Origin of the sequence: Micromonospora sp. CA-246542, assembly GCF_050942905.1 — a bacterium.
Taxonomy (GTDB): Bacteria; Actinomycetota; Actinomycetes; order Mycobacteriales; family Micromonosporaceae; genus Micromonospora.
The window spans coordinates 471,936-484,692 of sequence record NZ_CP192040.1 but is presented as its reverse complement, the minus strand read 5'-3'; the positions used below and the strand labels follow the sequence as shown (position 1 = coordinate 484,692).

12 protein-coding genes are annotated in these 12,757 nt (G+C 69.1%); 3 read left to right on the top strand and 9 right to left on the bottom strand.

Annotation, left to right across the window (positions count from 1 at the left end):
- The first annotated feature begins 2 nt into the window (after positions 1 to 2).
- From eccCa to ACQP0N_RS02360, 3 genes are read left to right on the top strand one after another with little or no spacing between them, the layout of a single operon-like run.
- Positions 3 to 3,959, top strand: coding sequence for a type VII secretion protein EccCa (eccCa, locus tag ACQP0N_RS02370; protein ID WP_433117186.1), 3,957 nt, complete (start codon positions 3 to 5; stop codon positions 3,957 to 3,959).
- Positions 3,959 to 4,318 (top strand): hypothetical protein, encoded by a 360-nt coding sequence (locus ACQP0N_RS02365; protein ID WP_433117184.1) that lies wholly within the window; start codon positions 3,959 to 3,961, stop codon positions 4,316 to 4,318. Before eccCa ends, ACQP0N_RS02365 begins: the two co-directional genes overlap by 1 nt.
- Positions 4,315 to 5,274: a DUF6177 family protein gene (locus ACQP0N_RS02360; protein WP_433117182.1), complete on the top strand. Its 960-nt coding sequence runs from the start codon at positions 4,315 to 4,317 to the stop codon at positions 5,272 to 5,274. The genes ACQP0N_RS02365 and ACQP0N_RS02360 overlap by 4 nt, the downstream gene beginning before the upstream one ends.
- A 25-nt stretch (positions 5,275 to 5,299) precedes the next feature.
- Here the strand turns inward: ACQP0N_RS02360 and ACQP0N_RS02355 are convergent, their stop codons facing one another.
- The 9 genes from ACQP0N_RS02355 to ACQP0N_RS02315 form a co-directional block, all read right to left on the bottom strand.
- Positions 5,300 to 5,881 (bottom strand): dihydrofolate reductase family protein, encoded by a 582-nt coding sequence (locus tag ACQP0N_RS02355; protein WP_433117180.1) that lies wholly within the window; start codon positions 5,879 to 5,881, stop codon positions 5,300 to 5,302.
- Between the two features lie 64 nt (positions 5,882 to 5,945).
- Positions 5,946 to 6,776 (bottom strand): helix-turn-helix domain-containing protein, encoded by an 831-nt coding sequence (locus ACQP0N_RS02350; protein WP_433117178.1) that lies wholly within the window; start codon positions 6,774 to 6,776, stop codon positions 5,946 to 5,948.
- A gap of 140 nt (positions 6,777 to 6,916) precedes the next feature.
- Positions 6,917 to 7,213, bottom strand: a complete 297-nt coding sequence (locus ACQP0N_RS02345; RefSeq protein WP_433117176.1) for a hypothetical protein — start codon at positions 7,211 to 7,213, stop codon at positions 6,917 to 6,919.
- 18 nt (positions 7,214 to 7,231) lie between these two features.
- A complete protein-coding gene (locus ACQP0N_RS02340) occupies positions 7,232 to 7,927 on the bottom strand; it encodes a hypothetical protein (RefSeq protein WP_433117174.1) in 696 nt (231 codons plus the stop codon).
- A gap of 173 nt (positions 7,928 to 8,100) precedes the next feature.
- A complete protein-coding gene (locus ACQP0N_RS02335; protein ID WP_433117172.1) occupies positions 8,101 to 8,709 on the bottom strand; it encodes a hypothetical protein in 609 nt (202 codons plus the stop codon).
- Positions 8,710 to 8,789: 80 nt separating this feature from the next.
- Entirely contained in the window at positions 8,790 to 11,132 is a 2,343-nt protein-coding gene (locus tag ACQP0N_RS02330) for a hypothetical protein (RefSeq protein WP_433117170.1), read from the bottom strand.
- Entirely contained in the window at positions 11,129 to 11,488 is a 360-nt protein-coding gene (locus tag ACQP0N_RS02325; protein ID WP_355049251.1) for a DUF6507 family protein, read from the bottom strand. Before ACQP0N_RS02325 ends, ACQP0N_RS02330 begins: the two co-directional genes overlap by 4 nt.
- A 38-nt stretch (positions 11,489 to 11,526) precedes the next feature.
- Positions 11,527 to 11,829 carry a pore-forming ESAT-6 family protein gene (locus tag ACQP0N_RS02320; RefSeq protein WP_355049252.1) on the bottom strand — a complete coding sequence of 101 codons (303 nt, stop codon included), beginning with the start codon at positions 11,827 to 11,829 and terminating at the stop codon, positions 11,527 to 11,529.
- Positions 11,830 to 11,846: 17 nt separating this feature from the next.
- Positions 11,847 to 12,182 carry a hypothetical protein gene (locus tag ACQP0N_RS02315; protein WP_396800428.1) on the bottom strand — a complete coding sequence of 112 codons (336 nt, stop codon included), beginning with the start codon at positions 12,180 to 12,182 and terminating at the stop codon, positions 11,847 to 11,849.
- Between the last annotated feature and the right edge of the window lie 575 nt (positions 12,183 to 12,757).

The window sequence follows — 12,757 nt, the reverse complement described above, 5'->3', positions numbered from 1 at the left end:
GCATGTCGACGCGCATGGTGCACCGCCCGGCCCGGATGGCCCGCCCGATGTCCACGATGGATCCGCTCGTGCTGGACCCGCCACCGCAACTGCCCGACGGCCGCTCCGCGATGGGGCTTCAGGCGCTGTTGCCGATGGCCGGCGCGGGCGTGGCCATGAGCATGATGATGTTCCTGCGCGGCTCCGGATTCGCGGCCCTCGGCGCGGTGGTGATGGTGGCGGCGCTGGGCGCCGCCGGAGCGATGTACCTCACCCAACTGGGCAAGGCCGGCCGACAGCGCCGCGCGCAGCGCGAGCGCTACCAGGACTATCTGGAGGAACTGCGGGACCAGCTGCGCGAGACCGAGCAGCGGATGCGTGCGGAGGCCAGCCTCCTCGACCCGCCGGTGAACCGGCTGCTCGACGTGATCCGCAGCCCCGCCCGGCTGTGGGAGCGCCGACGCGCCGACATCGACTTCCTGCACGTACGACTGGGTGTGGGCGCGCTGCCGGTGCGACCCATCGAGCTGCGCGAGCAGAGCACGCCCACCAACCCGCTCGATCCGTTCATGCGTCACGAGGCGCGTTCCCTGATCCGCCGCTTCGCGCTGACACCAGGGCTGCCCCTGCGGGCGAACCTCGACTGCGCCGGGGACGTCAGCGTGATAGCGCCGAACCACGCGGAGGCGGTGGCCGTCGCCAGGGCGATCCTCGTGCAGGTCGCCACCTTCCACGCACCGGACGACGTGACGCTCGCGATCATCACCACCCCGGAGCGGGCCCGGGACTGGCGGTGGGCCCGATGGCTGCCCCACCTGCTCGACCGGACCTCGATCGGCCCGGCCGGCCCGACCCCGCTGCTGGTCACCACGGCGCAGACGCTCGTGGAACTGCTCCGCGACGACCTGGAGGAGCGGGCCACCAGCGCGCTCAAAGCATTCCGCCACGGTGGCGGGCGAGCCGAGGCGAAGGCCCGGCCGCGCCTGCTGGTCATCGACGACGCACACGGTGAGCTGGCTCGCGTGCTGGCCAGCCCCGACCCGACGGTCGGACTGGCCAGCCTCGGCGTCACCGTGGTCCACCTGCTCGCCGACCGGCTGCACGAGCCCGGCGACGTCTCCCGCCGGATCACCATCGACGGCGACTCGGTCACCCTGGAGGACCTCACCGCGTCCCCCGCCATGACCGTACGAGGCACCCTCGACGCGGCGCCGGGCCCGCTCGTGGAGGGACTCGCCCGCAGCATCGCACCGCTGCGACTGTCCGCCGACTCCTACGACGACGGCACCGGCACCCCACCGGCGGACTTCCAGGAGCTGTTGGGCCTGTCCGACCTCACCGACCTCGACCTGACCAGCCTCTGGCGACCGCGCGGCGAACGGGACTTCCTCCGCGTCCCGATCGGGGTCGATCCCGCCGGGCGTCCGGTGCTGCTCGACCTGAAGGAGCCCGCCCAGCTCGGCATGGGGCCGCACGGGCTGTGCGTCGGGGCGACCGGCTCGGGCAAGAGCGAACTGCTCCGTACCCTCGTGCTCGCCCTGGCGGCGAGTCATCCGCCGGAGCGGATGGCGATGGTCCTCGTGGACTACAAGGGCGGGGCCACCTTCGCGCCGTTCGGCGACCTACCGCACCTGGCCGGGCTGATCACCAACCTGGCGGCCGACGCGGCACTGGTGGAGCGGATGTACACGAGCCTCGACGGCGAGGTGCAGCGCCGCCAACAGGTGCTCGCCGATGCCGGCAAGGTCACCGACATCACCGAGTACCAGATGCTCCGCGCCCAGGGTGAGCGCAGAGACCTGCCCCCACTGCCCCACCTCCTCGTGCTCATCGACGAGTTCGGTGAACTGCTCGCCGCCAAGGCGGAGTTCATCGACCTGTTCCTGCGCATCGGTCGGATCGGGCGGTCCATCGGCGTGCACCTGCTGCTGTCCAGCCAGCGCGTCGAGCAGGGCAAGATGCGCGGTCTGGAGAACTATCTCGCCTACCGGATCGGCCTGCGTACGCTCACCGAGATCGAGTCGCGCACCGTCCTCGACACGGTCGACGCGTTCCACCTGCCGCCGCTGCCCGGGAACGGGTACCTGAAGGTCGACGTGTCGATCTACCAGCGGTTCAAGGCCGCCTACGTGTCCGGCCCACTCGACGACGGCGCGGACGCCGAACTCGCCCCGATCGTCGGACCGCTGGCGAAACCGATGCCGATGTTCGGAACCGCCCACACCGACGTCGACGAGGGCGTGCCGGACGAGCCGACGGCCACCCGGCGCACCACCGGACCGACCCTGCTGTCCACTGTGGTACGGCAGATGGCCGCGAGCGGGCAGCGCGTCCCGGCGATCTGGCTGCCGCCCCTGCCGTCCCTGCTCACCCTCGACGAGATGGCCGACGGGGTGAACACCACACCGGATGGCGTACGCCTGGGGCTGAGCCCGCTGCCCGGCGGTGGGTTGCCGGTTCCGCTGGGCCGACTCGACGACCCGGCCCGCCAGTGGCAGGGCCCCTGGGTGCTGAACCTCGCGGGGAGCGGCGGCAACCTGCTCATCCTGGGCGGACCCGGCAGCGGCAAGACGACGGCGCTGCGGACCCTCGCCCTCGGCCTGGCCACCACCCACCGTCCCACGGACGTCGGGATCTACGGCATCGACCTGCTGGGAAACGGCCTGTCGGGGCTCGCCGAGCTGCCCCACGTCGGCGGCGTCGCCGGCCGTGAGGACCGCGAGCGGGTCCGCCGTGTCGTCGACGAGGTGCACGCGATGCTCACCCGCCGGCAGCGCATCTTCACCCGGCACCAGTTCGACACGGTCGAGGACCTGCGGAACGCCGACGAAGCCGTGCGCGCCGAGGTCGGCTGCGTCGACGTGGTGTTGCTGATCGACGGGTACGGGCAGCTCAGCGCGGAGTTCGAAGGTCTCGAAGCCAAGGTGCACGGCCTGCTCGCCCGGGGCGGTCGCTACGGCATCCACGTGGTCGGCACGGCCCGGCGCTGGAACGAGGTCCGCGCCGCCCAGCAGGTCGCCTTCGCCAACCGCGTCGAGCTGCGGCTCACCGAGCCCGCCGAATCCAGCATCGACGGCCGGCAGGCCCGAGCCGTACCGCCGGACCAGCCTGGTCGGGCACTGACCAGCGAGAAGTTGTTCGCCCAGGTGGCGCTTCCCCGACTGGACGGGGTCGCCGACCCGGCGGTCGCCGGTCTGGTCGCGGCCGCCCGATCGGTACGGGCGGCCTGGACGGGCGCGCTGCCGCCGCCGGTGCGGGTCCTGCCCGCCGTGCTCCCCGTGGCCGACCTGGCCGGCGCTCCCTCCGGTCACGGGGTGGTTCCCTTCGGCCGCTACGAGCACGACTTCTCCACCGCCGCCCTCGACCTCTTCGGCCGCGACCAGCACCTCCTCGTGCTCGGGGACCCCCGGACGGGCAAGACGAACCTGCTGCGGCTGGTCGCCGAGGAGCTGATGGGGCAGTACGACTCCGAGGAACTCGTCTTCGCCGTGTTCGACCCGCGCCGTGCCCTCGCCGACGTGGTGCCCGACCCCTACTGCGGCGGGTACGCCCCGAACCCGGCGCTCGCCCAGCAACTCTCCAGGGCGGTCTCCGACGAGCTGGCGAAGCGGCAGTCGCCGGAGGCGGCGCGTACCCGGATCGTGCTGCTCATCGACGACTACGACATCCTGGCCGCGTCGGCCACACAGCCGCTCGGCGCGCTGGTGCCGCACGTGGCGGCCGGCCGCGACACCGGGCTGCACGTCGTGATGGCCCGCCGGGTGGCCGGTGCCTCACGCGGCCTGTTCGAGCCGTTCCCGCTGGCCGTACGGGAGGCCGGCTGCCTCAGCCTGCTCATGTCGGGCGACCGGACGGAGGGCCAGCTGTTCTCGGGTGTGCGGCCCATGGTCCTGCCGACCGGCCGCGCGCAACTGATCCGCCCCGGCGACGGTCCCCGCATGGTGCAGACCGCGTTCACCGGTGAGACGAAGGAGCACTGATGACGTTCGACACGGTGGCGCTGTGCCGCGCCGAGCCCGATGCGGCCGCGATGCTCGGGGCCCTGCTCGCGGCCGGCTCCGAGCTGAAGATGGACACCGTGGAGGCGGTCGGGCTGGTGCAACTGTTCGACCCCGTCGACGGGCGGCTCCTGCTGAGCGTCGAGGCCGCGCGCCTCGTGCGCGTACCCGGGGAGGCGCGGCGGCTCCTGGGCCTCGCCCCCGCCGACGACGTACCCGAGCCGGCGTGGTGGGTGGAGGGCCGGGCGCCGGGCGCGGACCCGGAGGCCGCGGACGTCGCCCGCCGCTTCACCGCCGCGCTGGTCGAGATCACCGGAGGGCTGACATGGGAGGGCCGATGAACGGCGCGACCGACACGATCACCGACCGGGCCGTCGTCCTGCACCAGGACCGGGCGGTGGTGGGCCTGGCACCGTGGCTCGCGCAGGCGGCCGTCGACGCGGTACGCGACGGTCTGCTGCTCCAGGTCGTCACGCCGGTGGACGGCGCCATCACGTACCCGTTCGAGACGATGTTGGCCCAGGCGCAGGGCCAGTGGGTGGTGCGGGCGGGCGAGGAGTACCGGGACGGCCTCACCGGGTTGCCGCTGCGCTGGGACGGTCACCGCTTCGCCAGATCCGACGCCGCGCAGACCACCGGAACACTGCCCACGAACACACCGTGGACGGGCGGCCTGGAGATCCAGATCGTCACCCTGCACCCCGCCACCGAGGCCCTGCGGCTGGGCGCCAGCACCGAGGCCGCCGTCCGCGCCCTCACCGGTGCCGAGCCGACCGGTTGGGGCGTCGCGGAACCGGTCACCGAACCGTGGTCACGCCACGAACTCACCGCAATCTGTCGAACACGCGCGCCGGCACCCACCAGCCTGACCGTCGTGGGCGGCGTCGACGAGTCGGCGACGCTCGGGGTCCTGACGGTCGAGCGGGTCGACGTCGGCGTCCGCGAACAACTCCGGTTGGCCGGCCCGCCCCTGTCGGTCGTCGACGCGGCGACGCTCGAAGGTCTCGCCGAGAAGCTGGCGGGTACCGCCCGCAGCATGATCGTGACCGTGCATCCGGGCCGGTCCGGCGGGCTGCGGTCGAGCCGACCGAGCATGCCGGCGCTGCCGTGGGGCATCCTCGTCGGCCACCACGAGAACCCGGTCGAGTCCGAGCCGGAGGTGGTGGTGGGTCGCCCGCTCGGGCGGGGCGCCCGACGCGCGTGGTGGTACCGACTGGACGGTGGTCCGGGTGCCCCGTACGAGACGCTCGGCGCGGTGCTGCGTCGCTACGGCCTGAACGGCGGGTCTGGCGACTGACTCGCCGATCGCCTGACAACACCGGTCAGCGGCGCACCCGGTAGCGCAGGTGGAGCACCCGGTTGCCCTGAATCGCCACGTCCGGATCCTCCAGCAGGTGCTGCGCGTCGACCGACCCGAAGTAACGCTTCCCGGAGCCGAGCACCACGGGTACGACGTCCATGCGTACCTCGTCGATCAGGCCCGCGGCAAGCACCTGGCCAGCGACGTCGCCAGCGGCGACCTCGACCACGCGATCACCCGCAAGCTCCTGCGCCCGGGCCACGGCCGCCTCGACGCCGCCGACGAAGTGGAACGGCGTCGCGGGGTCCCAGCTCTCGGGCGGCGGCCGGTGCGTCACGACGATCACATGGTCGATCCCGCTCGGCGGCTTCCCGTCCCAGCCGTCCGTCAGGTCGAAGACGTGGCGGCCCACGACCGTCACCCCGATCTGGTCCCAGTACGGCCGGGTGTAGTCGTAGGACGTCTGCGAGACCTTCACCATGCCGCTCTCGTCCAGCGGGACGTCACCGTTCGACAGCCAGTCGAAGAGCGGTCCGGGCTGGTCGCTGTCGTCCGCGACGAAGCCGTCCACCGACACCGAGCCGTACATGACCACCTTGCCCACGTGCTCTCCTCTGCTCCGAGATGCCTCAAGGTAGCGGGTCGTGAGCTGCCACTCTTGTAGAAAATCAATCGACCGGCAGCGGCCAACCGTCCAGCACGTGGCCGGGATGCTCCCGCAGGAAGCGCCGCCGGACCTCGAGATACCGGGTCGGTGTGAGCCCGGTGAACGCCCGGAACTCGTGGCCGAAATGGGCCTGGTCGAAGTAGCCGGCGCCGCTGGCGAGCTCGGCCCAGTCAACCGGTCCGGCGGGGTCGATCGTGAGCACGGTGGCGGCGAAGCGGTAGGTGCGGGCCAGCCGCTTCGGGGTAACGCCGACGTGATCCTTGAACCGCTGAACCAGGTGCGTGCTGCTGACGCCGGCCGAGACCCGCAGGTCGTCGATGGCCACTGCCCCTCTGGTCGCGGCGATGACGCTGCTCGTATGGCGCACCAACCCCAGGCCGCTGGTCTCGCGCAGCCTTCGCATGAGCTCCTCCTCGAGCAGCGTCAGCATCTGGTGCGGTCCGTCCGCCGTAGCCAGCCGGTCGCGCAGCTCGGCAATGGCGGGCCGGCCCCACACCTGTTCCAACGTCACCGGCCGGTCACACAGCTCGACCGCGGGCATCGGCAGGAACGGCGCCAGTCCCCACGGCTTGACGTGCACGCCGACGGACCGGGTCCGAAGTGGGTACGCGAACTCCACGACGCGGGTGGGAGTGGTGACGACACAGCCGTCGGCGTACTCGGCCGTCTCGATGTCGGAGCCGGCACGAATACGAAACGGTGCCCCGAGGTTGACGATGAGGAGTGCCGCCGGCATCGGCGGCAACATCAGCCGGGCGTACGGCGACGAGCCCTCCAGGTAATAGAGGTCGTCGATCAGTGCGTCCAGCGGCGGTCGCGGCACCCTGGACACGTACTCCACCTCGACAGTATCGCCGACGCCCCGCCGACATATCGCGTCCCACACGTCGGTTCAGTCGATGGACTGGAGAATCTCCTGGGCATGGGTGCCTTGCCCGCCAATCCGGTCTGCTCCGCGGGGCGGTGCCGACTCTAGGCTCCTCCGCGTACGTAGTCCTCGATCGTGATGTCGCCGTACTCATCCCCGCCGACCTCGCGATAGCCCGCGATCTCCTCGAAGTCCTCGTCGTCGCTGAACTTGACGACCAGTTCGGAACCGGCGGTGTCGGCGAGGAACCTCCAGAGCGCCTGCGTGAGCTGCGGGTCTTCGGAGGTCAGGTGGTTGCCGATGGAGAATCCGATGATTGTTCCACTCTGCTCTCGCAGACGCTTACCAAGCCCGATCATCAACTGGCGCGACGGACACACCAGATAGCTCGAAACACTCACGCCTCTCCCCCGAAGCAACTAGATCGGCTCGTGTTGGCGGTCGATGAACGCGCTCACACTCTCCGCCTCGGCGCGGGTCTTCTCGTGGAGGCCCGGATCGTTCGCCAGACGATCGAAGTAGCCCTTTTCCTCCGAGCCATCGAGATCAAGAATTGCCGGAATGGTGACGATCGTCAGACGCCACTGCAGACGAGGTGTGGCTTCCTTGAGGAGGTTGACCACCCGGGCTCGTTCCGAATCGTCCAGCTGGTCAGGCCCCACGCCGCGGAACCAGCGGATCAGGCTTTCTGTCGCTCCCTGGAGGATGAAGAAGGCCCATGATCGACCGATGCTGTCGATGACCTCGTCCGGTGGCGTCGTCCACGTGACGCCGAAGACGTCCTCGGAGTCCAGGTACGCGTCAGCCCAGGCGCGCACGTTCTCGGGCGTGACGTCGGCGAGAGTCGGCATCGACTGCTTCAGTCGGGTGTACAGAATGAACCAGTAGTCGTCGAAGAACGCCTTGGGAAGTCCCCAATCGGCCTCGTCGCCGTAACGGTCCCGGACGTCCACCAGGTACGCGAGGCAGGTCTGCAACGCCGTCAGGGCATCGACCCGCCCGTGCGGGTCGAGCGACAGCTCACGGGTCGCCTTGCCCCGCTCAACGGGATCCGCCAGCCGCCACGGGACTGGCACGGCGGCCAGCATTTCGGGGGCAACCCAGGGACCGGTCACTAAACCAACTCCATAGGGAACCTGTCTAGCTCAACCATCCGCGACGAAGCTTTCGCTGGGGGGTTCCATCCTCGGCAGACGGATGACAGCTGAGTAGTTTCGGGATGAACTGGCCGTAGGTCGCGACTTCATCGGCTGGAATCGCTGTCTGGGGTATCAGAAGCAGTGACACACTATGCTCGCGCGCGCTCGCTGTCGATGAGCCACCGCTTGCTTGCCGCCTCCGCACGCGTCTTCTCGTGCAGGTCCGGATCATTCGCCAACTGGTCGAAATAGCCACGCTCAGCCGACCCGCCGAGATTCAGAATCGCCGGAATGGTGTGGATCGTGTGACGCCACGGCAGGCGCCGCGTGGCCGCCTTGAGGAGGTCGAGCGCCTTGGCCCGCTCTACGACATCCAAATGATCCCGTGCGACCCACCCGAACCAACGGAGCAGATCCACGGTCAGACCATTGACGATGAAAGTCGCCCACATCTGCCCGACCGCCTCGATGAGCTCACCCGAGGGCTCGGTCCACGTGGCTTCGAGAATCTCCGCCACGTCGCCCTCCTGCAGCCAGTCACGCACGTTCGTACGCGTCACGTCAGCAAGGGTCGGCAGCCGCCGCTTGATCCTCACCTGCAACAGGAACCAGTCGTCGTTCAAGAACGCCTCAGGCAGCCCCCAGGTCGGCTCCTCACCGTAACGAGCGGCCGAGTTCACCTGGAAAGCCAGACACGCTTCCAGCGCCGAGAGCGCCAGCGCCCGCTGCTCAGGATCGGGCGGCAGGTCCCTGATCACGGGGTGACGTCGACCTGACTCCGCCGCCTGCCACGAGGGCGGCAAGCTCGCCAACAGTTCGGGCTCTACCAAAAGATCGCTCACAGGAACCTAACTCCAAAGGGTTCAAGGAAGTCGCGTGCCGCAGCGAGGTTCGGCATGTGCTCGTCGAACCAGGCCGCCGACTGGCCCCTCTTCATGGGGTGCGCTGGATGCACTGACGCCTCCAGCGCCGCCTCACGCAGTTGGCGCAGCTGGTCCGGGGTCAACGTACGCCCGCCAATCTGAACCGGCACGTCAGCATCGGCGATCCGGTCGAGCGCATACTGCTTCGGCTCAGGGTTGGTCATGCTGAACAAGCCCTTCAACCCCTCGTCGGTCCCGACTCGGTAGCTCACTGCTCGCCCTGCGGGATCCGCCGCCCGCCATTCAAGCATCCGGTCCAACTGCTCGGGCTTCTCACTGAGCTTATTGGCTACAGTCTGCGCGGTCGCCTTGACCTCGTCCAAATGCACCTTGCCGTCCCTGGTCTGGTACACCAGGTCCGACTCGGGAACGTCACCGGTATGGACCACCGTACCGTTACCGAGATCGAGAGGCTCATTCTTGACGCTGATACCGATCTTCGAGCCAGGCATCAGGTCGGGACTGTTGAGAACGTCGTTCGCGGCACGCAACTCAGCGGCCGCTCCCACTGCGGCGGAACGGTTGCCACCCAACTGTTCCATCATGTCGCGCAGAACCTGGGCCTGCCGATCCGCACTGCCTGCCAATCGCCCGGAATCCTGTAGGTCGACGAAGTCCCGGACCGCGCGGCTGGCCACGCCGTCCGGCAGGTCGGTACGGGCGAGCAAATCCAACGCCTGGGCTCTCGCTGCCGGATTGAGCCGCTCGGCCTGGTCGAGGAACCGCTGCTGCTCATCCGGTGTGAGATCCCGCCCGCGATCGGGGATTCCCCCGGCCGGCGGGTTCCCGTCGGGGGCATTGCCGTCCGGAAGGTTGCCACCAGGGGTATTGCCCTCTGGGAGGTTCCCGCCAGGGGTATTGCCCTCCGGAAGGTTCCCGCCCGGCGTATTGCCGTCAGGGATGTGCCCACCGGGGGCGTTGCCGTCCGGGATATGCCCACCGGGCGTCAGGTCACCCGGGACATGACCGCCCGGCGTGTTCCCGCCAGGCACGTGGCCGCCCGGCCCGTTGCCGCCGTCCATGTGCATCGCGTCGCCACCGCGGACGTTGGGCATCTCGACGTCGAAGCCACGCCCGATCGGCACGTCGCCGGCGATCGCCGGAACCAACCCGAGCTGCGGGATCTTGATGTCGAACTTCTTGGCGAAGTTGATGGCCACCTCGCCGACGGTGGGCAGCTTGTCGAGCCAGTTACCGGTACGGACCAGCGCGGCGCCGATCCGCGCGGCGGTGGCGCTGCCGCGAATGGTGTTGACCGCCGCGCCCGCGCCACGCAGCCCGGAGCCGGCACCCTTGGTGCCGATGACCGCCGAGACGATGTTGAAGGTGGCCATTCCGGCAGCCTTCGACTTGTCCTCGCCCCAGGTGTCGTACGCGATGATGCTCTTACCCGCGTTGAGCAGGAGATTTCCCGCCTCGCGCTGTTCGAAGAACGGCATGCCGACCGTCTGGTCGATCACGATCGTCACCGGGTTGACGTAGATCGAGACCGCCCACACGAACTTGCCCAGCCCGAGCCACGACTGGCCGGCCGTGCCCCAGCTCCACTCGCCCGTGGTGGGATCCCGGCCGATCAGCCCGCCCAGGTCTTGAAGCATGGTGACGAAACTGATGCCGATGCCGACGAAGTACGCCCCCACGTCGCCGAAGAAGCCGCGGTCGTGCTCCTCGTTGCTGCCCCACGGCAGAGCGCCGTCCTCACCGGCGGCGGCGTTCAGCGTGTCGGCGGTGAAGCCGTACTCGCCGTCGTCGGCCTGGCCGTCGGCGTTGTCGGCCCGATACTGACGGCCGCCGTACAGCGCGTTGATGGTGTTGGCGCACTTGCGCTGCGCCTCGAAGAACGCGGCCACCTGCGTGTTCACGGCGGTGATCAGGCCGTTGTGCTTGTCGACCTTGCCCTGGTCCTCGCGCCAGTCCTCGTCGTCTTTGATCGAGCCGACGAACTCCTCCGCCTGGCCCTTCAGCGCGGCGAGTTGAGCCTTGATCTCCTTGACCTCGGTGGCGTACGTGGCCAGCGCGGCCCCGACCGCCTGGATGTCCTCGCCCACCGAGGCCGACACCGTACGCACCGGGCCGGTGGCGGCGAAGAGCTGCACAGCCTCTGGCGCCGTGTACACCGCCGCCAGCCCTTGCCAGGTGCTGTCGACCGCCTGGCCGGTGTTGGCGAAGTCGACGCCAGCGGTCCGAACCGTCTGCGCGTGGGTGGCCAGCGCATCCATGTTGCCGGGGATCTGCGGAATCTCCCCCGGATTGATCATCGGGGCACCGCCCCACCGCCCGGCCCCGGCATCGTGGCCGACGGGTCGGGTGCCGCCGCCGCGCTGCGCTGCGCGTTCGCCGCCATTTCCAGGTCACCTTCGACGTAGGCGTTCGTCGCCTGCGCCGCTGCCTGCATGCACGCCCCCGTGCGAGTGAACACGAACTCGAGATCCGTCCGAATCGACTCCACGAAGCCCTGAAGCGCCTGGCCCACGATCTCCGAACTGGACTCGGTGGCGGATCCCTCCAACGCCGAGTTCAAGCTCGTCATCTGCCCCTCGAAGGGCATGGCCGCGGCATGTGTACGAGTCAGGACGTCGCGCACTCCACCGGGGGAGATATCCCACGCGCTCACGCTCGTGCTCCCTCGTCAACAACTCGTCGGATAACGACTCAACCGATCGACTGCACCGCAGAGCGGGCCCGGGACAGCGTCGTGTTCGCCGTCTCGTCGTTCTTCGTCATGGTGGTCTTGACCAGGTCGATGATCGTGCGGACCTCGCCCGCTGCCCGGTTCCACCGGTCCTCGACTGTCCGGTACTCCTCGGACACCCCATCGGCCTGGAAGTCGGCCATCGCGGCCGCGACGTCGGAGCTGCGCTGCGAGATCAGTGACTCGAGCCGCCCGATGATGCCGGCGAGGTCACCCTGCACCTGCTGCGACGTGCCGGTGTCGAAACTACGTCGGTCTGTCATGACTGTCACTCCCCGTTTCAGCGGCTGCTGGAGAACCTGGCGGCGTCGAAGTTCGCGGTGCCCTCGGACGACCTCGCATTGTCGGACATCTCGGTGTCACCCTGGCCGAACGAGGAGTCCATTCCACTCTGGCCGCCCAGAATCGCACCCAGGGAGGAGTTCAGTTCGGCGGTGATCGAATCGGCGTTCGCCTTGAACGAGTCGAATGCCACCCGTCCGGCCCCGTTGAAGTTCCCCTGCAACGGCTCGGCCGCGGCGATCAACTGCTTGATCAGAGAACCGAGATCATCGGAGGAACCCTGCGTCTGCTTGGTCAGACTGCCGAGCGTCTGCGCCCCCATGTCGAACTTCATGCAACCACTCCCCGCTCCTCGACCGAACGTCCGCCATCAATGCTACGAGATCCACGCCACTTCATCCTCAGTGGATTTTCGGTGGGATGGCGTTTGCTGGGAAATGCGCCGTGGCAACCTGCTGGGGCATCCCTTGCGCCGGCCGGCGTCGTAGGCCATCCGCGCGAGGCGATACCTGGATGACGCACCGTCCGGCCTGACCGCCAGGGCCCGCCAATTCGTCCCGGTTCATCTGGCTCGGCGCGACCTGCCACTGTGGTGAGTAGCGCAAGCGAGCCGGGCCGAGCATTGTCCAGAAGTGGCTGGATAGATCGCTAGGGAATACCTCGCCTGACATGTACCGCCACTTCCCCTCAAGCCCAGCCCGGACACGGCCTGCCGGCCGCCATGGGCGAATTCCATGGTCGTCCAGGATCGTCGCGGCCGACCGCCCAAACGTCGTCGCGTCGTCCACCGGGCGCGGCATGCCACCCGCCTTTCGGCGGCGACATTCTTAGCAATCTGGAGCGGGAGGATCCAACGGAAACCCAACATCGAGCAAACATGATCGGCCCATGAGTGATGCCAGCCGTGCG